The organism is Streptomyces sp. NPDC002328, assembly GCF_042890065.1.
Classification (GTDB): Bacteria; Actinomycetota; Actinomycetes; order Streptomycetales; family Streptomycetaceae; genus Streptomyces.
Genome location: NZ_JBIARQ010000004.1, coordinates 529,668 through 552,044 on the forward strand (window position 1 = coordinate 529,668; position 22,377 = coordinate 552,044).

The window sequence follows — 22,377 nt, forward strand, 5'->3', positions numbered from 1 at the left end:
AACTGATCGTTTCACTACGAGCTGGCCGCCACGAGTGGTCACCGACCGGTGAAGCGACCTCCTGGCTGCTTCAGCAGCCGAGCGCAGTCGCCGGTTGGTGGGCCGCGCAAGCACCACCCATCTCGGATATCCGTATAAACACGCATGGTCCGGGGGTCATCCCCCGGACCATGCTTTGTGCCGGGCCAAGTCAGAGCAGGCAGAGCTCGGCGCGTGGCAGCACCGCGCGCGGCGGGTTCCGGGCTGCCAGGATCGCCGGCCCGGTGCAGTACCGGTGAGCTCGCCCTGAAGAGGCGACCCCGTCACGCCCGAAGAAGCGGTCGGCCGTGACCCGGCACAACGCGAGCCCTGGAGGACGCAGAGGCTATGACCTAACCCGTCATCATCCAGGCCGCTGTGCAGGTTGTAGCAGCCAACGACGGCCGCGCCGCAAGCAGATCCGAGGCTTCGGGCGCGATCGGGCGATGTCCTTGTTGTAGTGATTTGCCAGTTTGGTGTGGGCCTGGGAACCGTGGCAGGCAGGGGCTTCCAGGATCACGGTGGTTCTTCACGCCCCGTAAGCCCGGTGGAAGCCCATGCCTGCTGACGCACCGGGGACCCCAGGCCCGCAGTCGTGGGACCACGCGGCTGTGTACCGCTGTGAAAGGAAAAAGCATGCGAGGAAGGAACGTGGCCGGGGCCGTACGGGCCCGTGCGACAGCCGCGCTCGGGCGTGGCCCTGCACGGTCGGGCGGCTCGCCGCGCCGGCGGCGGGTCGTCGCCGGAGTCGTCGCCGCCCTGTCGGTGGTGGCGGCGGCCGTCGGGCTGACGCTCAGCGCCACCGCGCCGGCCCAGGCCGGCGTCACCGATGGCCTGCTGCTGTGGTACAAGCTGAACGCGACGACGGCCGCCAACGCGGCCGACTCCTCGGGCCACAACAACAACGGCTGGATCTACGGTTCTGTGGACTGGCGAGGCGACGAGGGCCTGGCCTTCGACGGCTCCAGCACCTACATCAAGATGCCCGACAACCTCATGGCCGGGCTGAGCTCGATCACGGTCGCGTTCGACGTGTGGATCGATCCGGCCATGGGCAGCCCCTACTTCCTGTATGGGCTGGGCAGCAGCAGCGGCACCTCCGGCAACGGCTACCTGTTCTCCACCGGCAATCAGTTCCACACCGCCGTCACGCTCAGCGACTGGCACGCCGAGCAGAACACCAAGCCGAATCACTCGTACCAGCTGGACCGCGGCATGTGGAAGCACGTCGCCTACACCCAGACCGGCACCACCGGCATCTTGTACGAAAACGGCGCCGAGATGGCCCGCAACACAGGCGTGACCATCACCCCGGGCGCTATCGGCAACGGGACGACCACCGCGGACTACATCGGACGGTCGCTGTACTCCTCGGACAAGTACTTCAAGGGCCGGATGCGCGACTTCCGCATCTACAACCGGGCCCTGGCCCAGAACGAGGTCGCCGAGCTGGCCAACTACCGGGAAGTGCAGTGGGAGCAGTTGCAGGCCCTCGCCGACAACAACGGCGCACTGTCCCTGTTCAGAGCTGACGTCAGTTCACCGGGTCAGAGCGGGGCGCAGATGGTCTTCCCTGCGGACGTCCCCAGCGCCAAGTTCTGTCCCAGCTGCCTGGCGCCCCCCACGGGGTGGAAGTCCGACTACGGGATCACCCCCACGACGTGGCCACAGCCGGAGATCATGCAGCGCAGCCAGTTCACCCAGCAGCAGATCAACGACATCGAGGACGCCATCGTCGCCCAGGTGCAGCCCTCCTCGGACACGCTGGTCCGTGACACCACGTACCAGCTGACCTACTTCTACGACGGCAAGAGCGACCGCATCGTGGCGCAGACCGACGCCCCCGCGTCGGTCACCGATTCGCTGAAGACGGCCTACCCCGGCAAGGTGACGATCCAGGCGCTGCCGAGCACCGCTCCGGTGGACAAGTGCACCGACCAGACCCGGACCGCAGGCCAGGCGTCGGAGCTCACCCCCGTCCCGGCGGCAGGCCTGACCGACGACCGCACGGACCAGCAGTGGCAGCAGGTGGAGGCCCTGCGCGACTACAACTGCGCCCTGGCCGCGTACGACGACCCCACCACCGGGCCGGTCCTGGTCTTCCCCTCGGACCGCACCAACCTCACCGTGGCCAACCCGTCGGACTGGACCTCCCCCTTCGGGCAGAAGCCCACGGGCTGGCCGGTGCCGACCGCCAGGAAGAGTGCTCGGTTCACCCTCGCCCAGATCAAGGACATCCAGGCCGCGGCCGTTCGCCGGCTGTCGCGCGACGGCGTGCCCGACGGTGCCGCGTCATACAGCCTGTCGGTCTACTACGACGGCCAGTCCGACCGGGTGGTGGTGGAGACCGACGCGCCGTCCTCGGCCACGGATCCGCTGGTGACCGCCTACCCCAACCAGATCACCATCACGCCGTACACGCCGCCCACACCCGCCCCTGCGGCGGCCGAACAGACCGTGAACTAGGGACATTCATGCCCCACCACGGGTCGATGACGATCAGAACATCCGCGCCGCCCGGCAGCGGGGCAGGAAAGGACAAGCGATGAGACGTCGCCTCTTCAGGGCGAGCCGCAGCACGCATCGGAAGAACAAGAGAATTCCCAGCATCATGGTTGCCCTCGCCATGGTCGCCGGCACTCTCAGTGCGTTCTTCTTCTGGACGGCGCCACCGGCCTCCGCCCTGGTCGATGACTTCAACCCCGCCAACTGGAACATGCAGGGTGCCCAGAACGCACAGGACAACAAGTGGCAGTCCGGCGTCCGCGCCCTGATCAACCGCGGTCACGACGTGATCGCTCTACAGGAAGCCGGCCAAGTACCCGCCTCCGCAGGGCACTTCGACGCTCAGGGCAACTGGGTGACGGGACCGGATCAGACCTTCGGCCCGTTCTTCACCAACCTGCGCAACGGCAACGGCTATACGGTGCAGGAGTACGAGTGGCGACCCAACGGGACCCGTGGCGACGTCCGGTACATCTACTTCATGCAAACCGACTTCACTGCCAACCGGGTCAACCTCGCCATGGTCACCGCCCGTAGGGCGAACGGGATCAACGTCGCCTACCCCGGTCGTGTCAACGCCAACGGATCGACCACCCGGCCGGCTCTGGGCATCAGAATCGACAACACGTATTTCTGGACCGTTCACGCATCGGCCAGTGGGGGATTCGAAGCCACTGATCTGCTCAACAACATCGCCGCCTCTTCGGGTACCCGCCCGTGGGCTGCCATGGGCGACTTCAACCGCGAGCCCAGAAGCCTGCAAACGCACGTCGGCAACAACCATTTGTTCATCTACAACACCGGCCAGGCCACCCACTACGGGGGGAACGGAAACAACCGCGAGCTCGACTACATGGTCACGAACGATCTGCTCCCAAGTTTCGTTCCCGGCAGCACAGACCTCGGCTCCGACCACCGCGCCGTCTTCTACTACACCCTGCGCGCCAACGCGGACGTGCAGTTCACCCTGCCCAGCTATGACAACGCGACGTTCGCCGGCGAGTCATCAGACTCTGTAGCGGCCTTCGACCGAGATACACGACTGTGGACCGACGTGAGCTGGAAACTCCGGCCGACCACCCTCCCCAGCGTGTACACCATCCAGAACAACGAGACGGAGGAATGCCTGGACATCAACGACGGCACCGGCAGCAATCTACTGTTGTCCAAGACCTGCGACGGCAACAGCTGGCAGAGGTTCTACGTCGACATGACAGGCAGCGGAGCGTTCAATCTGAACCCGTTCCTGACTCCCGGCAGCTGCGTGGGGGCGAAGGGCAAGACTCCGGGGTTGGACGAGATTCTTCTGACGACCAAGAGCAGCTGCGGCGACAGCGGGTCCCTGATCAAGATCCGGTACGACTACGACCCGGGGCCCGACGCGGCGCGCGTAGTCTTCGGCCATCTGCAGATTCCGCCCATCACGGTCGCGGCCGATGGCTCCGCCCAGTACCGCACCGTGCAGGCCGCGATCAACGCCGTCCCCGCGGACGGGAACCCGCACACCATCGTCATCAGGCAGGGCACCTACAACGAGGTCATCAGCGTCCCGAGCAACCTGACCAACCTCACCATCAAGGGCGCCACCGGCAAACCCGAGGACGTCAACATCACCCACGGCAACGCCCACGGGATGACCAACCCCGCGACCGGCCAGCCGTACGGCACCGAGGGCAGCGCCACCGCCACCTTCAAACCGGCCAACCTGAGGGTCCAGGACCTCACGATCACCAACTCCTTCAACCCCAGCCAGCACCCGGAGATCGACCAGTACTCGACCCAGGCCGTCGCGCTGGTCGCCAGGGGTGACCGGCAGGTGTACACCAACGTCCGGCTCATCGGCCGCCAGGACACCGTGCTCTGCAAGTCTCCCGTCGCCACCGATCAGACCCGGCAATACTTCCGCAATGTCTTCATCCAGGGCTCGGTCGACTTCATCTTCGGCAACGCCACCGCGGTGTTCGACCGTGCCAACATCGCGATGGCCACCTGGCCCGGCGGCACGATGCTGGCGCCCAACACGGAGCAGAGCAAGAAGTACGGGATCCTCGTCACCCACAGCGCCATCATCTCCAACGGCACGACGCCACTCAACTCGATGTATCTCGGCCGGCCGTGGCACAACACCACAACCGCCCGGCCCCAGGCCGTGGTCCGCGACACCGTGGTGTACCCCCACATCAATCACCAGCAGCCCTGGACCAACATGGACACCACCTACACCTGGCAGCAGGCCCGGTTCTTCGAGTACAACAACTCCGGCCTAGGAAAGGGCGTCGGCGCGAACGCGCCGCAGCTGACCGACGCCCAGGCCGGCGATTACACCGCTCAGAAGTATCTGGCCGGCACCGACGGATGGAACCCGGTCTGGTGACCGCAACCGCGGTAAACCCCGGCGGGGCCGATACGGGTGTGCCGATCTGACCTCGATCTCTCGCGAAGGTCCACCGACGGAGTCGGTGGACCTTTTCGCTTCTCAGAGCTGACAGTGGGCAGGCCGGCGGCCCGGTTGTCACATCGGGTGGGTGCCGGGTTCCACTGCCCGGGCGGGTGATGTTGTCGTCGGGACGGTGGAAAGGTTGCTGGTCAGCCAGGGGTAGGCAGGGGCGCGAGCCGCTCGAGGACGTCTGTGATCTCGCCGGTCCAGGGCCAGTGCTGGGTGAGGCGGAGAATTCTGCGTCGGCTGATGGTGACGAGTTGGGCGGCCGCGGAGAACAGGCGGAATCGCAGGCGGCGGGGTCCCCAGAGTCGGGACCGCGTGCGGTGTGGTGGTCACCCACACCCCTGACGTGGTTGCCGACACCACGGCGGACGTGGCGATGGCGCTGATCCTGATGGCCAGGCGGTCTGCTGCCCCCCTCGCCGACCAGGCCCGCCGCATTGCCGGAAACCCTCGACCGCCGCCGCATTGCCGACGACGGCCGTCAGCGCCAGATCCTCATCCACCAGCCCGAACAGGCTCGCGAACCGAAAGTGTGCGGGCATCTTTCGAAACCGTTGTGGGGGCGACTTCGTTTCCGTCTGTTGACGCCTTTGTTGCGATCGACTTTCGTGGTTGATCACATGGGCTGCGCTGGAGGAACGGTGGCGGGGACAGCGGCGTACGAGCGTGAGATGGAGATCCTCCGTCTGCTTGACGTCGAATCGCGGGTTTCGGTGGCGGAACTCAGTTCCCGTTTCGCCATCTCACCCGTGACGATCCGCAAGGATCTCGAACTGCTGGAACGGCGCCGCCTCCTGCGCCGGGTCCGCGGTGGCGCGGTCCGGACCGAGTACAGCGACGAGGGCGCCTTCGAACTGCGTCTGCTGCATCGGGCCGAGGTGAAACGGGCGATCGCCCGGGAGGCGGCGCGGCTGGTCCGGGACGGTGACGCGATCGCCCTGGACTGCAGCACCACCTGCTACTACCTCGCCGAGCAACTGCGTGACCGGCAGGGCCTGGTGGTGGTGACCAACGGACTGCGCGCCGCCGAACTCCTCGGCTCGTCGGCGACAGTCGTGCTGACCGGCGGCACGCTGCGGACATCGTCGTGGTCCCTGGTCGGCGACGACACCGACTTCCCTGTGCGCGGGGGCCCGTTGACGCGCGGCTTCTTCGGGGTGCGTTCGGTGTCGCCGAAGCACGGGCTGCTGGAACTCAGCAGTGAGGAGGGTGCGGCCAAGCGCCGGCTCGGGGCGGCGTGCCGGGAGGTGTACGCGTTGTTCGACTCGTCGAAGGTGAGTCGGTTCGCGCTGTATCCGTTCGTGCCGGTGGACCGGATCTTCGGGCTGATCACCGATGCCGGGTTCCCTGACGAGGTGGTGGCCGCGTGGAGCGCGGCGCGCGTGACCGTGCACCGCGTCACGGCCGTACCGCAGGACTGACCACGGTGTCGCCGCACGGCTGACACCGATCACAGACAAGAAGGGCTTTCACGGTGGAAGAGCGAATCCTCGGCCGCACCGGTCGACAGGTCGGCGTGGTGGGGCTGGGCGCCTGGCAGTTGGGCGCCGACTGGGGGGATGTCAACGAGGACCAGGCCCTGGCCGTGCTGTCCGCGGCCGCCGACGCCGGCGTGACGTTCATCGACACGGCGGACGCGTACGGCGACGGGCGCAGTGAGCAGGTGATCGGCCGGTTCCTCAAGGCGCGCGGGGACGACAGGATCACGGTGGCCACCAAGATGGGCCGCCGGGTCATGCCGCAGGACCCGGCGATCTACACACTGGACAACTTCCGGGCGTGGACCGACCGTTCCCGGTCCAACCTGGGTGTCGACACCCTGGACCTGGTGCAACTGCACTGCCCACCCACCGTCGTGTACTCCACCGACGAGGTCTTCGACGCCCTGGACACGCTGGTGGAGGAAGGACGTATCGCTGCTTACGGAGTGAGCGTGGAGACCCGGGCCGAGGCCCTGGCAGCCATTGCGCGCCCCGGTGTCGCGAGCGTCCAGCTCATCCTGAACATGCTGCGGCTCGGTCCCCTGGACGAGGTGCTTCCCGCGGCCCGGGAAGCGGGCGTCGGCATCATCGCACGTGTGCCGCTGGCCAGCGGCCTGCTGTCCGGCCGCTACGACGAGAACACCACATTCGCCACCGACGACCACCGCACGTACAACCGGCACGGTGAGGCCTTCGACATCGGCGAGACCTTCTCCGGCGTGGACTTCGCCACCGGTCTGGAAGCGGTCAGGCGGCTGGCTCCCCTGGTGCCGCCCGGGGCCGCCATGGCTCAGTTCGCCCTGCGCTGGATCGTCGACCAGCCTGGCGTGAGCGTCGTCATCCCGGGCGCCCGCACCCCCGAACAGGCACACGGCAACGCGGCCGCCGCCGACCTGGCGCCGCTGTCCGACGACGCCCTGCGGACGGTGCACGAGGTGTACGAGGAGCTCATCGCGCCGCAGGTGGCCCACCGATGGTGAACGAGGGGGTCTCACGGGAGGGCTTGCGCGTCCGCGTCGGCCATCACCACAACCCCTACCGATATCTACTGACCGACGGTGAACTCGACGCCATGCTCCTGGACTTGGGTCTGCGGCGGGCGGCGAGCATCTGGGCCGGCCACGAGGCGGCCGAGGAGAGCGCGCCGCGCGGTGTCTACGGGCGGCCCTGCATGGCGTTCGTCCTGATGGATCCGACCGCCGGACCATGGTGCCGAATGAGCAGGCGGTCATGGCGCCGTGGTGGTCGGCGACGACGGTGCCCGGTTCCTGCCCAACGCGGCGGCCAAGGCCGGCGGCCACCGACGCCTCGGGCGCAACTACGGCGAGGCGGTGCTCGTCGACACCCATCTCTGCGGCACGGGCCACTTCCGGTACGGGCACTCCGCCGAGGTGCGAGGACTCATCGTCGGCTCCAGCGCGCAGACCACGGACCAGGACCTGTTCGAAGCGGGCGCCCTCGCCAAGGACTTCGTCGACGCCATCACCGAACGCCACCACATCTGGCAGGTGAAGACCGGGCCGGGAGAGTGGCTCAACTCCGACGACGTTCCCGGCGACGAGCACCGCGCACTGGTGAGCTGGTTCATGGACTGACATGCCCCTGCCCAAAGCATGATCGCCGTCGAACCGATCCGCTGAGGAGGAGAAGTGAACCGTCGAGATCTGATCAAGGCCGCGATCGCCACGGGAGCCGCGAGCATACCGGCGGCTCTTGTCATGGGGTCTCTGCCCGCTCGCGCGGCGGACGTGCCCTGGAATGCCACCGGAGCCGGAAATCCCGTCGTGCCGGGGTTCTTCGCCGACCCGAGCATCTATGTGATCAACGGGGTCTACCACCTGTACTGCACCACCGACGGCTACGGCTGGGACAGCCCCGCGCCCACTGTGTGGACGTCGACGGACCTGGTGCGCTGGTCCAACGCGCCGCTGCCGCTGAGCCCCACCCCCAACGTGTTCTGGGCGCCGAGCCTGGCCACGAAGAACGGCAAGTACTACCTGTACTACGCCAAAGGCCTGGCGGGCTCGTTCGTGGCCGTGGCGGACCGGCCGACCGGCCCGTTCAACGAGGTGGCCCAGCTCGGCGGCAACAAGCTCATCGACCCGCAGACCTTCGTGGACGACGACGGCACCATCTACCTCTACTACGGAGGCGGCGGCAGGCCGCGGGTACTACCTGATGAGCTCGCTGGGGAACACCTCGAAGACCAACTACCGTGTGGTGTACAGCCGGAGCAGCTCGCCCCTCGGTCCGTTCACCAAACCGGCCAACAGCCTCATCCTCAACGGCGCGGCGGGAGCCCCCGTCGAGTCTCCCGGGCACAACTCCGTGCTGGTACGCGGCAGAGACCACTACATCGTCTACCACCGGCACGACAACCCGCACAGTGCCGACGGGCTGCACCGGCAGATCTGTGTGGACCGCATGACGTTCAACTCCGACGGCACCATCAACCCGATCAACCCGACCAACACCGGCGTGGGCGCGCTGCCGCTGGGCTCCCCACCGCCGGTGGAACAGGACCTCGCCGCCGGGCGGCCGGTCACCGCCTCGTCGTCGCTGTCCGGCTTCCCGGCGAGCTACGCGTGCGACGGCAACAACGGCACCCGGTGGGCCGCAGCGAACAGGAGCCTGCCGCAATGGATCCGGGTGGACCTCGGCGGTACGTACGACATCGGGCGGTGCGAGACGACGATGGAGTACGTCCCGCAAGAAGATCGCTTACCGGATCGAGTACTCCACTGACGGCTCGGCCTGGTCTCTCTACGCCGACCGCACCGCCGGCGGTGGAGCGGCGGGCAGCCCCCTCATCGACATCAGGTCCGGGGTCAGGGCGCGCTACATCCGCCTGACTGTCACCGGCAGGGAGGACCCGGCCAACTTCGCCTGCGTCCACAACCTCAGGGTGTACCGGCCCGGCGGTCACCTGCGCCTGGTCAACCGCACAGCGGCCTGGTCCTCGGCGTCGCCGGCGGCTCGACCGCAGACGGTGGCGGCGTCGTCCAGACCCCCTACCAGGGGGACCCGGGCCAGCAGTGGACGCTGTCCGACCGCGGCGACGGGCACTTCAAGATCGCCAACCGGGCCAGCGGCAGGACTCTCGACGTGGCTGGCCAAGGTGGCGCCGGACACCGCGGGCAACACCTGGGCCCCGGAGGCCACGTACGACGAGACGCAGGGCAAGTACGTCGTCTACTGGGCCTCGAAGGTCTACGCCGCGAACGACCCGAACCACACGGGCGACACCTACAACCGCATGCTGTACGCGACCACCGCCGACTTCAGGACCTTCAGCGCGCCGAAGACATGGTTCGACCCGGGCCACTCGGTCCTCGACTCCACGGTGATCAAGAACAACGGCACGTACTACCGCCTCAACAAGGACGCGCGCGACGGTCGCACCTGCAGCAACTTCATCACCGAGGACAAGTGCACCACGCTCCTGAACACCAGGTACGCCGTCGTCGCCGACTGCATCGGCAGAGGCGCGATCAGCCGGGGCGAGGGCCCACTGGTGTTCAAGTCGAACACCGAGAACAAGTGGTACCAGTTCATCGACGAGTACGGCGTCCGCGGCTACGTACCCTTCGAGACCACCGACCTCAACTCCGGCAAGTGGACTCCGTCGCCCAACTACGCGCTCCCTGCCAGGCCCCGTCACGGCACCGTACTGCCGGTCACCCAGGCCGAGTACGACCGGCTGAAGAGCCGGTTCCGCTGACCGTCGTGACAGGCCGGCAGGCACACTGACCGGCCCAAGCGGCTGTGCCACCGCAGGGACCGTAATAGCGGTGGTTGGGCGGTGCTCAGTCGTCGCGCGTCCGGGCGTCGACGGGGATGAGGTCGGCCGTTCGGCCGAGGGTGGTGCTGGGGTTCTGGCCGTTCGGCCGAGGCGTCGTCGGCCCGGGTGATCGGAGAGTGGGGCAGGGCGCCGTCGCGGCCCCTCACCCCAGCGGTCCGTGGCCGAGAAGGACGTTTCCCATGCCCCCTGCCATTCGCACAGCCGCTCTGGCCGTCGCCGGAGTGCTCGCCGCCCTCGCCCTGCCCAGCGCCCACGGAGCGACCGCGCCCATCGCCAAGCCCGCGGCCCCGGACCGCCTTTCCCGCCTCGACCGGTACTACGGCCAGCACCCGACCTGGCGCCGGTGCGATACCGACGCCCCCGCCTCCTACCAGTGCGCCACCCTCACCGTCCCCCTCGACTACGCGCACCCCGACGGCCGGACCCTGCGCCTGCAGATCTCCCGGCTGCGCACCAGCACGCCCGGCAAGCGGCACGGGGTCCTGCTGTCCAACCCCGGCGGCCCGGGAAACTCCGGCCTGGGCGACCCCGTGCAGCTGAAGACCGCCCTGGCCAAGGACGTCCTTCAGCGGTACGACCTGATCGGCTTCGACCCGCGCGGCCTCGGCGCCAGCAGCCCCCTGCGCTGCGGACTGACCCAGGACGAGGCACCGACGACAGAGCCCTACCGCCCCTACCGCGACGTCACCTTCGGCAAGGACACCGCGCGCGCCCGTGACATCGCCGCCAAGTGCACCACCCGCAACGGAAGCCGGCTCCTGCCGTACATCAACACCCGCAACACCGCCCGGGACATGGACGTCATCCGCGGAGTACTGGGCGAACGAAGGATCTCCTATATCGGCTGGTCCTACGGAAGCTATCTCGGCGCCGTCTACACCCAGCTCTTCCCCCGGCACAGCGACCGCATGGTCCTCGACAGCCCGCCCGACCCCAACCGGTTCGGCAGAGGCACCGTCCTGGCCATGGCTGCCGGGGCCGAGCCCGCCTTCAAGGACTGGAGCCGGCTGATCGCCCGCCGCGACCGCACCTACCACCTCGGCGACACGCCCGCGAAGGTCCGCGCCGCGTTCTGGCAGCTGATCGCCCGCGCCGACCGCACACCGCTGCTCTACCAGGGCGACGACCCCGAGCACCAGGACGCGGCCCTCACCGGCGCCGACATCCGCTCGTGGCTGCGCGGATCCTTCGCCGCCGAGCCCTACCAGGCCGCCCGCGAAGTCGTCACGCTCCGAAAGTCCCGCCCCACCAACCTCACCACCCGCCCGGACACCAGCCCCGCAGACCCGACGGACGACAACAGCGCCGGCCTCAACTGGGCCATCACCTGCGCTGACAACACCGCGTCCTGGCCTCGCGACCCGGCCCGCTACCGGCAGGACGCCCACCGCGAGAGCGCCCGCCACCCCCTTTACGGAGACTTCGCCGCCAACATCACCCCGTGCGCCTTCTGGCCCCGCGGCGCCGAACCGGCCACCCGCGTCGACAACACGGTCGGCGCCCTCGTCGTACAGAACCAGTGGGACCCCCAGACCCCGCTGCCCGGCGGCCGCGCCATGCACCACGCTCTGTACGGCTCCCGCCTGGTCTACGTCCGCGGCGGCCGCGGCCACTCCGTGTACGCCTTCCCTGGCGTCCCCGCCTGCGTCACCCGCACCGTCGACGCCTACCTCACGGACGGGCGTCTGCCGACGGCCGACGTCACCTGCGATGCGCCGGCCCGGTGAGCGGACCGCGCGCTCACCGAGCCGAGGCTCCAGCATTTCGACCACTTGAGTTCGCGCACCCGGTCCACTCGCTCTTGCTCGTTCACGGACAAACCAAAGGAGCGGTTCATGTCTGACTTCGCTGGCAAGGTGGTTCTGGTAACTGGTGCCGCGGGCGGTATCGGCTCGGTCAGCGCCGATAGGTTCGCCGATGCCGGTGCGACGCTCGTGGTGACCGACAGGAAGGGTTCGCAGCTGGGTTCGGCGGCTGAGGCGCTGCGCCGTCGGGGGGTACAGGTCTCCAGCTTCGAATGCGATCTCGCCGATGAGGGCGCTGCTGTGGATCTGGTGGAGATGATCAGGGTCACCCATGGGCGTCTTGACGTCATCGATCACGTGATCGGTGCGACGACGGGGCTGGGGCAGGACGGGATCGTCACGGAGCTCGACGCCGACCTGTGGGACTCCTTCTTGGCGATCAACGCCCGCGGTGCGATGCTGCTCGCGAAGCACAGCATCCCTCTTCTGTTCGCCGCAGGCGGCGGCGCAATCGTGTTCACCTCCGCCGGCCTCCCCGGCTTCGGGGATGATCAGGCCCCGGCGCACAGCGCCGGCAAGGTTGCGCTCGAAACACTCGCCCGCTCCATCGCCACACCATTCAGAAAGCAGGGCATTCGCTGTAATTGTGTTGCGCCGGGGCTGGTCCAGACTGACGCCGTCAGCAAGGCGGTTCCCGATACCAGGAAGAGTGTGACGTCCGCCCAGACGATGTCGTACCGGCTCGGGCTTCCGGAGGACATCGCCCGTGCAGCGCTGTTCTTGGCGTCGGAGAAGGCGGCGTTCATCAACGGAGCCGTTCTGCTGGTCGAGGGCGGCAATCTCATTCATGAGTCCCACACCGCGGCGATCCACGAGCTTCGAAATGCCGGCCTGGGCTGCCAGGACAAGGGCAAGAGTTGACTTGCCTGTGGACCGACGCACGGCCTGGCTCGTGAATCTGCACGACGCACCCGCCATCGTCCCCTGCTGGCCCAGCCGGGATGCCGATACCGGCTGGGCGCCGTCGTAAGAGCACGTCGAGTTCGGAGCGGGATCGCGTCCTGGTGTGTCAGGCGAGCCCGAGCTGCCTCATGAACGTCAGCTGGTCGTACATGACGAATTCCTCGTCCATCACACCGCGGCGGTTCCAGATGCCGACAGTGACCATGTTGATGGCGTACTTCTTGCCTGTGGGCCGGATAAAGCCACCGTTGCCGTCAGCCATGGGGCGGGTGAAGGTGCCGGTGGCGACCCCGGTCACGGCGGTCAGGTTGCCCTTGGCAAGCCGGACCGGGTGATCGACGACGCGGGTGTCCGGGGCGAAGCTGAACTGGAACTTCATGTCTTCGATATGGCGGGCCAGGCCGTCGGTGTAGTGGCCGTCGGGCCAGTGCGCCCGGACGTTCTTCGCGTGGCTCTCGCCAAGCCTGTCCCACTTCTGACCTGAGAAGACGACGAAGTCCAGTTCGTCGAAGGTCTCCAGATTGCGCCGCTCCTCGTGGGTCAGGTGCTTGGGGTATGGCAGCGATCCGCCGGTCTCGGCCGGGTTGCCGAACAGGGCGGGCTTGGTGTCCGCCCAAGCGATGCCGGTTCCGCTCTCCACCGCGGTGATGGCGAGCGCGCTCAGGGCGGCGGCGCCGGTCGTGCCCCGCAACACCGCTCGACGATCGATCATGTCTCCTCCTGGTGCAGGAAGGGGCGGAGGCCGCCAACCCGAAGATGTTCCAATTCGAACTATGTAGGGACGCTAGCGGTTAGTTCAAATTTGAGCAACCTGCTAGGGTCCAGAGATATGGATGAAGTCAGGTGGCTGAACGAGCAGGAGCAACAGGCGTGGATCACGCTCAGCACCGCCAGCGCTCTCCTAGACCGGGTACTCGACCAGCAACTACGCGCCGATTCCGGGCTGTCCCAGATTCAGTACGGCGTCCTGGCGCGCCTGTCGCAGTCGCCCGACGGCGAGCTGCGGATGCTCGCGCTCGCCGAGGCCATGGCCGTCTCCAAGAGCGGCTTGAGTTACCAGATCACTCAACTGGAGAAGCAGGGCCTGGTCAGTCGCCGGTCCTGCGAGAGTGACGACCGGGGTGTGGTCGCCGCCATCACCCCAGAGGGCATGGAGAAGCTGCGGCACGCGGCTCCTGGCCACGTCACTCTCGTACGCGAGCTGGTCTTTGACGCACTCACGCCGCAGCAGCTCAAGGTCTTGGCCGACAGTCTGGCCGAAGTCCAGCGCCGGATCATCGAGCGCGGGATCTAGCCGGCGCGAACCGGCTGACGATTTGGCGGACCGCGTCGGGGGCGAGGTCGGCCCGCGCATCAGCAGAACCTGATGCGTTTGCCCGGCCGGCGGTGTGGTGCGTGGCCCTGAGTGTCACCGTGCGTCGGCCACACCCCGGCCGCTGTCACCGCGCAGCGGCCTGTGTCGCAGAAGGCCGGCCCCCATCGCTCGCGCCACCTCCCAGTCGATCTCATCCCAGCTCGGGCTTCCGGCATTTTCCGATTCCCACTCGCCGACGAGGCCTCCTGTCGGGTGTGGCGGGGCGGTAGAACCAGATCCCCAACCAAGCCCGTGCCTTCGCCCTTCAGGGCCGAGGTCGGCAGTCGCCGCACACCTTTTCCACGTCTCGACGTCAGCAGTATCAGAGTCGGCGCCTGAGCATGTGGGCTCGTCGACCCGGGAGGATCAGCCGAACCAGGGGCGGCGGCCATACGGCGGCTCGCTTCACCAAGACGGAAGGCGAGTGCCCGCACCTGGTCCGGCGCAAGCGCATCGGAGAGAAGCTCCTCGACCGTGATCACGTGGTCGGGCGCAGCCCGCTCCAGCAGGGCCATGCCCTGCTCGCTGAGTACGGCGAAGATCGCGCGCTCGTCACTGGGACAGGCGCGTCGGCGCACCAGCCTGGACTTCTCCAGCTGCCCTATCCGATAGGTCAGCCCGCTCTTGGAGTTGACCAGGGCAAAGGCCAGTTCAGCCATCCGCAGCCCCCGGTCCGGCGCCTCGCCGAGCGGATCTCGTAGTGCAGGCCGGACAGGCCGAAGTCACGCCCCTCCTCCCCGTTCAGCCATCTTGTATGACCCACGTCACACTTCTTTATGTTGTTCAAATTGGAACTTCATCCTATCGTCATTCACAAGTTCAAATTCGAACGGACCGATCTCGCGGGAGACACCATGACCACCAGCACCGCAGCCAGCGCCACCGTCCGTACTCGGGTTCAGGTTCCGCTGAGCTTCTCCGACGGCTACCAGGTGACCGCAGAGGTGATCACCTTCCACGGGCTGGCCGACGGTGCCGAGCACGTGGCTGTGGTCCTGGGAGATCCGGTTATGGCTGCCACCCCGCTGGTGCGCCTACACTCCGAGTGCCTCACCGGGGACGTCTTCGGCTCGGCCCGCTGCGACTGCGGCCCCCAGCTGCGCGAGGCCGTCGAGAGCATCGCGGCCACCAGCGGCGTCCTGCTCTACCTCCGCCAGGAAGGCCGCGGCATCGGCCTGTACAACAAGCTCGACGCCTACGCTCTGCAGGATGCCGGCCTCGACACCTACGAGGCCAACCTCGCCCTCGGCCTGCCCGAGGACGCCCGCGACTACACGGCCGCCGCCCAGATGCTCACCACCCTCGGCATCACCGAGTTGAACCTGCTCACCAACAACCCCGACAAGGCAAGGCAGTTGCACGACCTCGGCATCTCGGTCGCCCGGACCGTCCCCACCGGCGTGCACAGCACCCCCAGCAACCTGCGCTACCTGCACGCCAAGGTCCAACACACCCACCACACCATCGACCTCGCGCCGATGCCGAGCCTGGCCGGCTGACCCTCGCGCCGGATACCGCGACAGAAGCTTCCTTGACCAGCCCGCGCGAGTCGTCCTGGACCTCGTTACTTCGCGACGGGCGGCGACATCAGCCCCATGGCCGGTCTGCTCCGCGCCGGCCCGGCCCGGTCAACACCGACTACGCCACGGATCCCGACGCGCTGGCCGTCCGCGACATTCTCGGCGTCCACCTCGGCAACCGGCCCACCACCGAGACTGAGGTTCCCCCGAGATGCGGGGAAAGCTGACAGCAGGTCAGATGGGTCTCATGAGAGGAGCCCAGACGATGCCTGCCCCGAGGAAGTACCCGCTGGAGTTGCGTGAGCGTGCGGTGCGGATGTACCGGACCGCCGAGGCCCGTGATCCGCCGCATGGCCGAGGAACTCGGCGTGCATCACGAAGCCCTGCGGAACTGGATCCGGCAGGCCGAGGCCGACGCCGACGCCGGCGAGCGGGATGACCTGCTCACCACCGAAGAGAAGAACGAGCTCGCCCAGCTGCGGCGCGAGGTGCGGGACCTGCGCCGGGCAAATGAGGTCCTGCGGACGGCCTCGGCTTTTTTCGCCGCGCAGCTCGACCCGACCCGGCCCAGGTCAGAGCGCTCCTCGACGAGCACCCGCGCCTGGGGGTCGAGCGCGCACCGGACAGGCGCGTGCAGTGCTCGCACGAGCACAATTCCCTGTCAAGTCTTTGTGTTCAGCGCGGCGGGCTGACTGCGAGTCGGCTGCGCTGCTGTTCGGGCGTCCGCAAGCAGGCGATTCCCCAGCGAGTGATCTGGGTGGCGCACAGGGCGGGCAACGCGGCGCGGGGCCGTGACCGGACCCCCGTCCCGGTCACGGCCCCTCTGGTGTCGAGGTCGGTCATCGCCGGATCAGCGGCAGCCGCCCGCGGCGACCGGTTCCTTCGCGCCGGTGTCGGCCTCGGCCGTGCCGGTGCAGCAGGTGCTGTCCTGCTGTTTGGCGAGGGAGTCGGCGTCGGCCTTGACGACGTACACCTCCCAGGGTTCCTGGCCGGGGCCGTGGACCCAGACCTTGTCCTGGAGGGCGTAGCAGCAGGTGGTGTCGTTCTCCACGTCGGTGGTCAGGCCGGCCTCGCCCAGGCGGGCGGTGGCGGCGTGGACCGCTTCGGTCGTCTCGACCTCCACCCCGAGGTGGTCCATGCGGGTCGCCTCGCCTGCGGTGCCTTCGATGAGGACGAGCTTGAGCGGGGGGTCGGTGATGGCGAAGTTGGCGTAGCCGTCGCGGAGTTTGGCGGGCTCGGTGCCGAAGAGCTTCGTGTAGAAGGCGATGGACGCGTCGAGGTCGGGGACGCGCAGGGCGAGCTGTACGCGGGATGTCATGGCGAACCTCCTGGGGTGGGTGGAGTGTTCAGCAGCCGCCGGAGATTGCGGCCGGGGCGCCGATGCCGATCTGAAGGATGGCGGGGGTCGCGCAGCATCCGCCGCCCTCGCTGCCCTGTGTCGCGTCGGGCTCGTCGAACAGGCCCGCGCCGCCGCAGACTCCGGTCTCGGGGAGGGTGAGTTCGACGCGCTCGGCGGCTTCCTGGTCGCCGGCGAGGGCGGCGGTGATGGAGCGGACCTGTTCGTAGCCGGTCATGGCGAGGAAGGTGGGGGCGCGGCCGTAGGACTTCATGCCGACCAGGTAGACGCCCTGCTCGGGGTGGGCCAGCTCGTTCACGCCGTGCGGGTAGACCGTGCCGCATGAGTGGACGTTCGGGTCGATCAGCGGGGCGAGCGCGGTCGGGGCCTGGAGGCGCTCGTCGAGGCCGAGCCGGAGCTCGGAGAGGAAGGACAGGTCGGGCCGGAAGCCGGTCAGGACGATCACCTCGTCGACCGGGTCCAGGCGACGGCCGTCCTCCGCGACGAGGACGAGCAGGTCGCCGTCGCGTTCCACAGCCTGTGCACGGAAGCCGGTGACCGCGCTCGCATGACCGGCCTCGACGGCCGCCTTGGCTCGCAGGCCAAGCGCACCGCGGGCGGGAAGCTCGTCGGCCTCGCCGCCGCCGTACGTGTTCGAGCCGATGCCGCGGCGCAGGATCCACACCGCGTGGGTGCCATCCTCCTCCTTGGCCAGGTCGGAGAGGTAGGCGAGGGCGGTGAAGGCGGAGGCGCCGGAGCCGATGACTGCAGTGCGCTTGCCCGCGTACCGGGCGCGTACGGCCAGGTCGCCCAGGTCGGGGACCTGGTAGGAGATGCGCTCGGCGGCGGTCTTCTCGCCGAGGGCGGGCAGGCCGTCGGCGCCCATCGGGCTGGGGGTGGACCAGGTGCCGGAGGCGTCGATGACGGCGCGGGCGGTGATCCGTTCCTCGCGGCCGTCGGCGAGCTGGATGTGGACGGTGAAGGGCTGCTCGTCTCGGCCGGAGTCGACGATGCGGTCCCGGCCCGCGCGGGCTACACCGGTGACCGTGGCGCCGTAGCGGACCTCGTCGCCGAGGACGTCAGCGAGCGGCTGCAGGTACTTCCCGGCCCAGTCGCCGCCAGTGGGGTAGACGGTGCCGTCCGGGCGGACCCAGCCGGTCGGGGCGAGGAGCTTCTCGGCGGCCGGGTCAGTGACCTCGGCCCAGGGGGAGAACAGCCGCACGTGCGACCAGGCCCGTACGGCGGTGCCGGCGGACGGCCCGGCCTCCAGGACGAGCGGTTCGATGCCGCGCTCGATGAGGTGGGCGGCGGCGGCCAGGCCGATGGGGCCGGCTCCGATGACCACGACGGGCAGTTGGTCGGTGGTGGGCGCGTTCACGAGATTCCCCTTTGCTTCGACATTCGTCGATGGCTTGCGCGGCCCAGCATGACACCTGTATTGATGAGCGTCAACATAGACATTCATCAAATCCAGGGGTGGGGATCGTGGAATGAGTCGACGTCGCGGTGATCGGGGGTGGCCAGTCCGGGCCGGCCGCAGCGCACGCTCTGCGTGGGCAGGGGCTTCAGCCGGTGGTGCTGGAGGCATCCGAGCAGGCGGCAGGGTCGTGGCCGCGCTACTACGACCACCTCACCCTCTTCTCCCCGGCGCGGTACAGCTCGCTGCCCGGCCTGCCGTTCGGCGGCGATCCGGACCGCTACCCGCACCGGGACGAGGTCGTCGCCCATCTGCTGCGCTGCGCCGACCGGCTGGACGCCGAGATCCGCACCCGGACCCGGGTACGTGACGTCCGCCCCGAAGACGGCGCGTTCGCGCTGGGTCTGGAAGGCGGCGGGCGGCTCGTGGCGCGCGCTGTGATCGCGGCGACCGGCACCTTCGGCCGACCCCACCGGCCAGACCTTCCGGGACTGGCGGCCTACACGGGAACGCTGCTGCACGCCGCCGACTACCGCGCACCCGAGCCGTTCGACGGGCGGCGGGTCGTGGTGGTCGGCGCAGGGAACTCCGCGGTGCAGATCGCCGCCGAGCTCGGTGGGCGGGCGCGGGTGACGCTCGCGGCGCGGCATCCGGTGCGGTTCGCCCGCCAGCGGACCCTGGGCCGGGACCTGCACTGGTGGCTGGCCCGCACCGGGCTCGACACGCTGCCCGTCGGCCGCTTCCTTTCCGCGCCGCCGACCCAGCCTGTCATCGACGACGGCCGCTACCGGGCCGCCGTCGCCTCCGGGCGGCCGGACCGGCGCCCGGTGTTCGCCGGCGTCAGCGGCACGAAGGTCACCTGGGCCGACGGAAGCGCGGAGGAGGTGGACGCGATCGTGCCGGCCACCGGCTACCGCCCCGACCTGGACTACCTCACCCCGCTCGGCGCCCTCGACGCCACCGGGCACCCTCGCCACCGTGAAGGGATGTCGCTGACGCGTCCGGGGCTGGCGCACGTCGGGCTGGAGTGGCAGCGCAGCCTGTCGTCGAACTCCCTGCGCGGGGTCGGGCGGGATGCCGCCCGGGCCGCGCGGCACATCGCCGCCCACCTGTCCCGCGCCTGAGGCGGTCCGGCCCTCGCCCGACTGGTTCGACATGTGTCAACATAGATGCATGTCGAACACGAAGGTGCTGCCGCTGCTGGATGCCGCCATGGGCGATGAGGTGGCGCCGTGCTGCCCGCCGCTGACGGAACGCCCCTTCACCGCGGAGGAGGCAGAGACGGCCGCGCGGATGTTCAAGGCGCTCGGCGACCCGGTACGGCTGCGGCTGTTCTCCGCCGTGGCCTCGCACGAGGGCGGCGAGGCGTGCGTGTGCGACATCTCCGACGTCGGAGTCTCCCAGCCGACCGTCTCCCACCACTTGAAGAAGCTCAAGGAGGCCGGCCTGCTCACCTCCGAGCGGCGCGGCACCTGGGTCTACTATCGGGTGGAGCCGACGGTGCTGGCCGCGATGGGCAAGCTGCTGACCATAGCCCCGGCCGCGGCCTGACCCGAAGCGCGCCCTGCGCCGAAGGGTCCTCGACCGCTCGAGGTCCTACCCGAGCAGGTCGGCGATCTCACGGGCAGTCTCCCGCGCGGGGCGTCCGACGCCGATGAGGGTGGCGGAGGCGGGGCCGGTCCAGTCGCCGTAGCCCAGCAGGTGCAGGCGCGGCTCGCCGACCGCGGGGGTGCCGGTCGTGGCGATATGGCCGCGCGGGCCGCGGAGTTGGAGCGGGGCCAGGTGGGACAAGCCGGGCCGGAAGCCGGTGCACCAGATGATCGCGTCGGCCTCGGCACGGGTACCGTCGGCCCACTCGACGCCGCCGGAGTGGAGCCGGGTGAACATCGGGCGCGCGATGAGCAGGCCGCGGTCGCGGGCTTCGCGTACGGGCGGGACTGCGACGATGTCCCCGAGCGAGGCGACCCCGCCCGTGTCCGTGCTCCCTTGATCGAGGGCGCGGCGGCGGGCGGTGGCCGTGTCGAACAGGGCGCGGCCGTCGATGTCGTCGGCGAGGAAGCGAGGCGGGCGCTGGGTGACCCAGGTCAGCTGGGTGTCGTGCGCGAGGTCGGCGGCGATCTGGGCGCCGGAGTTGCCGCCCCCGACGACGATCACGCGGCGTCCGGAGAAGTCTTGCGGCCGCGTGTACTGACCGTGTGCAGTTGGCGGCCTTCGAAAGCCGCGCGCCAGGGACGGCTGACAGGAAGGGCCGCCACCAGGTACCCGTCGCGCTGATCACGGCGCGGGCCTGCCACGTGCCCGAGTCGGTCTCCACGCACAGGAACGCGCCGTCCTGGTGGACGCCGTTCGCGCGGACAGGCCGCTCGACGGGGAGTTCGTACCGCTTCTCGTATTCGGTCAGGTACTCCACCACGTGCCGGGCGTCGGGGTAGGTCTGGCCGGTCTGCGGCGGCATGAGGCGGCCGGGCAGCGAGGAGTACGCGGCCGGTGAGAACAGATGCAGCGAGTCCCAGGCGTGCTGCCAGGCGCCGCCCGGCGTGGTCTGGGCGTCGAGGATGACGAACTCCAGGCCGAGGCGGCGCAGGTGGTAACCGGCGGCGAGCCCGGCCTGGCCGCCGCCGATCACCACCACCTGCGTTCTGTTGGTCACTCGGCCGATCGTCCGCGCATAAAGATGAGGGCCACCAGTGCCAATCCGACCACGCCGCCGACGAGTTGCATGCCGATGAAGCCCAGAAGCGAACCCGGTGCGATGCCCGCGAAGGTGTCGGTGAAGGCGCGGCCGATGGACACCGCCGGGTTGGCGAAGGACGTCGAGGAGGTGAACCAGTACGCCGCGCCGATGTACGAGGCGACGGCCACCGGCGCGAAGCGCAGCTGGTCGGTACGGGCCAGGCCGAAGATCAGGAGGATCAGGCCGGCCGTGGCGACGACCTCACCGAGCAGCAGGTGCCCCGCCGACCGGTCGTGCGTGGACCACTCCACCAGCGGCTTGCCGAACATCGCGTCCGCCAGGATGGCGCCCGCGATCGCGCCGACGATCTGTGCAGGCAGATACACAGCCACCTCGCGCGGGGTGACACCGGGGCCGCCGCGTCGGGCGGTCCACCACTCGGCGAGCGTGACGACCGGGTTGAAATGGGCACCGGAGACCGGTCCGAGCAGGAGGATCAGGATGCCGAGGCCGAAGACGGTGGCCGTGGAGTTGGCGAGCAGTTGCAGGCCGACGTCCTTGGTGAGTTCGGTGGCCTGGATGCCGGAGCCGACCACGACCGCCACCAGCAGGGCGGTGCCTATGAGTTCGGCGGCGGCCCGGGCGACCAGCGGGGTGCGCGGCGGGGTGGCGCCCGGCGCGGGAGCCACGGACTCAGGCGCAGGCCCGGCTGGCGCGGAGGCCGCGGTCGGGGCGGCTTCGGCGGCGGTCATGGGCAGGCCCTCTTGTTCTCGGCGGCGGTGCGAGCGGACTCGGCCAGGTCGGCGAACTGACTGGCGAGTTGGGCGATGACGTCGGGCTTGAGCCGGTAGTAGATGTACCGGCCGCACGGCTCCGTTTCGACGACCCCGGCCTCGCGCAACACCTTCATGTGGTTGGAGAGGTTGGTCTGCTTGGCACCGGTCTCCTCCACGAGGTGGGTGGTGCACAGGGTCTCTTTGGCGAGGAGGGTCACGATCTGGAGCCTGAGCGGGTCGGCCAGAACCCGGATCAGATCAGTGTCGACTGACGTCATCATGGGCTGATACTGTCACATCAGTGGTGGCTGACACCACCGGGTGCTGACATCATTTGCACCTG

The 22,377-nt window shown here is 68.9% G+C and carries 19 protein-coding genes and 5 pseudogenes; 16 read left to right on the forward strand and 8 right to left on the reverse strand.

Going from position 1 to position 22,377, the window contains the following annotated elements; genetic code table 11:
* Positions 1 to 654: 654 nt before the first annotated feature.
* Both ACFYX4_RS14830 and ACFYX4_RS14835 read left to right on the forward strand, forming a co-directional pair.
* Entirely contained in the window at positions 655 to 2,484 is a 1,830-nt protein-coding gene (locus ACFYX4_RS14830; RefSeq protein WP_389331539.1) for a LamG domain-containing protein, read from the forward strand.
* A gap of 79 nt (positions 2,485 to 2,563) precedes the next feature.
* A complete protein-coding gene (locus ACFYX4_RS14835) occupies positions 2,564 to 4,897 on the forward strand; it encodes a pectinesterase family protein (protein WP_389331542.1) in 2,334 nt (777 codons plus the stop codon).
* A 212-nt stretch (positions 4,898 to 5,109) separates the two neighbouring features.
* Here the strand turns inward: ACFYX4_RS14835 and ACFYX4_RS14840 are convergent.
* Positions 5,110 to 5,280 (reverse strand): annotated as a pseudogene (locus ACFYX4_RS14840) (IS1380 family transposase); the annotation flags it as partial.
* Between the two features lie 123 nt (positions 5,281 to 5,403).
* Between ACFYX4_RS14840 and ACFYX4_RS14845 the strand changes: the two are divergent.
* The 9 genes and pseudogenes from ACFYX4_RS14845 to ACFYX4_RS14885 all read left to right on the forward strand — a co-directional run bounded on the left by ACFYX4_RS14845 (position 5,404) and on the right by ACFYX4_RS14885 (position 12,915).
* Positions 5,404 to 6,387 carry a DeoR/GlpR family DNA-binding transcription regulator gene (locus ACFYX4_RS14845; protein ID WP_389331545.1) on the forward strand — a complete coding sequence of 328 codons (984 nt, stop codon included), beginning with the start codon at positions 5,404 to 5,406 and terminating at the stop codon, positions 6,385 to 6,387.
* Between the two features lie 53 nt (positions 6,388 to 6,440).
* On the forward strand, positions 6,441 to 7,427 hold the full coding sequence (locus tag ACFYX4_RS14850) for an aldo/keto reductase (protein WP_389331548.1): 987 nt from the start codon (positions 6,441 to 6,443) through the stop codon (positions 7,425 to 7,427).
* Positions 7,428 to 7,685: 258 nt separating this feature from the next.
* Positions 7,686 to 8,042, forward strand: a complete 357-nt coding sequence (locus tag ACFYX4_RS14855) for a hypothetical protein (protein ID WP_389331551.1) — start codon at positions 7,686 to 7,688, stop codon at positions 8,040 to 8,042.
* 123 nt (positions 8,043 to 8,165) lie between these two features.
* Positions 8,166 to 8,546, forward strand: a pseudogene (locus ACFYX4_RS14860) (family 43 glycosylhydrolase); the annotation flags it as partial.
* Positions 8,547 to 8,625: 79 nt separating this feature from the next.
* Positions 8,626 to 9,192 (forward strand): family 43 glycosylhydrolase, encoded by a 567-nt coding sequence (locus ACFYX4_RS14865; protein ID WP_389331554.1) that lies wholly within the window; start codon positions 8,626 to 8,628, stop codon positions 9,190 to 9,192.
* Between the two features lie 207 nt (positions 9,193 to 9,399).
* A pseudogene (locus tag ACFYX4_RS14870) lies at positions 9,400 to 9,510 on the forward strand (RICIN domain-containing protein); the annotation flags it as partial.
* Positions 9,511 to 9,556: 46 nt separating this feature from the next.
* Positions 9,557 to 10,162: pseudogene (locus ACFYX4_RS14875) on the forward strand (glycoside hydrolase family 43 protein); the annotation flags it as partial.
* Between the two features lie 266 nt (positions 10,163 to 10,428).
* Complete coding sequence (locus tag ACFYX4_RS14880; RefSeq protein WP_389331557.1) at positions 10,429 to 11,976, forward strand: alpha/beta hydrolase; 1,548 nt, start codon at positions 10,429 to 10,431, stop codon at positions 11,974 to 11,976.
* A 108-nt stretch (positions 11,977 to 12,084) separates the two neighbouring features.
* Entirely contained in the window at positions 12,085 to 12,915 is an 831-nt protein-coding gene (locus ACFYX4_RS14885; RefSeq protein WP_389331560.1) for an SDR family NAD(P)-dependent oxidoreductase, read from the forward strand.
* Between the two features lie 148 nt (positions 12,916 to 13,063).
* Here ACFYX4_RS14885 and ACFYX4_RS14890 read toward each other — a convergent pair whose 3' ends face one another.
* Entirely contained in the window at positions 13,064 to 13,669 is a 606-nt protein-coding gene (locus ACFYX4_RS14890; protein WP_389331563.1) for an ester cyclase, read from the reverse strand.
* 117 nt (positions 13,670 to 13,786) lie between these two features.
* Here ACFYX4_RS14890 and ACFYX4_RS14895 point away from each other — a divergent pair, with 117 nt between their 5' ends.
* Positions 13,787 to 14,251 (forward strand): MarR family winged helix-turn-helix transcriptional regulator, encoded by a 465-nt coding sequence (locus ACFYX4_RS14895; protein ID WP_389331566.1) that lies wholly within the window; start codon positions 13,787 to 13,789, stop codon positions 14,249 to 14,251.
* Between the two features lie 59 nt (positions 14,252 to 14,310).
* Here the strand turns inward: ACFYX4_RS14895 and ACFYX4_RS14900 are convergent, their stop codons facing one another.
* The gene (locus ACFYX4_RS14900; protein WP_389331570.1) at positions 14,311 to 14,970 is read right to left on the reverse strand and encodes a hypothetical protein; all 660 of its coding nucleotides are present in this window, start codon (positions 14,968 to 14,970) and stop codon (positions 14,311 to 14,313) included.
* Positions 14,971 to 15,165: 195 nt separating this feature from the next.
* Between ACFYX4_RS14900 and ribA the strand changes: the two genes are divergently transcribed.
* Positions 15,166 to 15,810, forward strand: coding sequence for a GTP cyclohydrolase II (gene ribA / locus ACFYX4_RS14905; RefSeq protein WP_389331573.1), 645 nt, complete (start codon positions 15,166 to 15,168; stop codon positions 15,808 to 15,810).
* Positions 15,811 to 16,169: 359 nt separating this feature from the next.
* A complete protein-coding gene (locus ACFYX4_RS14910) occupies positions 16,170 to 16,523 on the forward strand; it encodes a transposase (protein WP_389331576.1) in 354 nt (117 codons plus the stop codon).
* A gap of 158 nt (positions 16,524 to 16,681) precedes the next feature.
* On the opposite strand, the gene ACFYX4_RS14915 is transcribed toward ACFYX4_RS14910, so the two are convergent.
* Positions 16,682 to 17,149: an ArsI/CadI family heavy metal resistance metalloenzyme gene (locus tag ACFYX4_RS14915; protein ID WP_389331579.1), complete on the reverse strand. Its 468-nt coding sequence runs from the start codon at positions 17,147 to 17,149 to the stop codon at positions 16,682 to 16,684.
* Positions 17,150 to 17,177: 28 nt separating this feature from the next.
* A complete protein-coding gene (locus tag ACFYX4_RS14920) occupies positions 17,178 to 18,545 on the reverse strand; it encodes an FAD-dependent oxidoreductase (RefSeq protein WP_389331582.1) in 1,368 nt (455 codons plus the stop codon).
* Between the two features lie 128 nt (positions 18,546 to 18,673).
* On the opposite strand from ACFYX4_RS14920, the gene ACFYX4_RS14925 reads away from it, so the two are divergent.
* A complete protein-coding gene (locus tag ACFYX4_RS14925; protein WP_389331585.1) occupies positions 18,674 to 19,708 on the forward strand; it encodes a flavin-containing monooxygenase in 1,035 nt (344 codons plus the stop codon).
* 49 nt (positions 19,709 to 19,757) lie between these two features.
* Entirely contained in the window at positions 19,758 to 20,135 is a 378-nt protein-coding gene (locus ACFYX4_RS14930; RefSeq protein WP_389331588.1) for an ArsR/SmtB family transcription factor, read from the forward strand.
* Positions 20,136 to 20,180: 45 nt separating this feature from the next.
* On the opposite strand, the pseudogene ACFYX4_RS14935 reads toward ACFYX4_RS14930, so the two are convergent.
* From ACFYX4_RS14935 to ACFYX4_RS14945, 3 genes and pseudogenes are all read right to left on the reverse strand, one after another.
* A pseudogene (locus ACFYX4_RS14935) lies at positions 20,181 to 21,234 on the reverse strand (ArsO family NAD(P)H-dependent flavin-containing monooxygenase).
* Positions 21,231 to 22,010 (reverse strand): aquaporin, encoded by a 780-nt coding sequence (locus tag ACFYX4_RS14940; protein ID WP_389331591.1) that lies wholly within the window; start codon positions 22,008 to 22,010, stop codon positions 21,231 to 21,233. The pseudogene ACFYX4_RS14935 and the gene ACFYX4_RS14940 overlap by 4 nt, the downstream one beginning before the upstream one ends.
* Complete coding sequence (locus ACFYX4_RS14945; RefSeq protein ID WP_200402173.1) at positions 22,007 to 22,315, reverse strand: helix-turn-helix transcriptional regulator; 309 nt, start codon at positions 22,313 to 22,315, stop codon at positions 22,007 to 22,009. The genes ACFYX4_RS14940 and ACFYX4_RS14945 overlap by 4 nt, the downstream gene beginning before the upstream one ends.
* Positions 22,316 to 22,377: the final 62 nt, after the last annotated feature.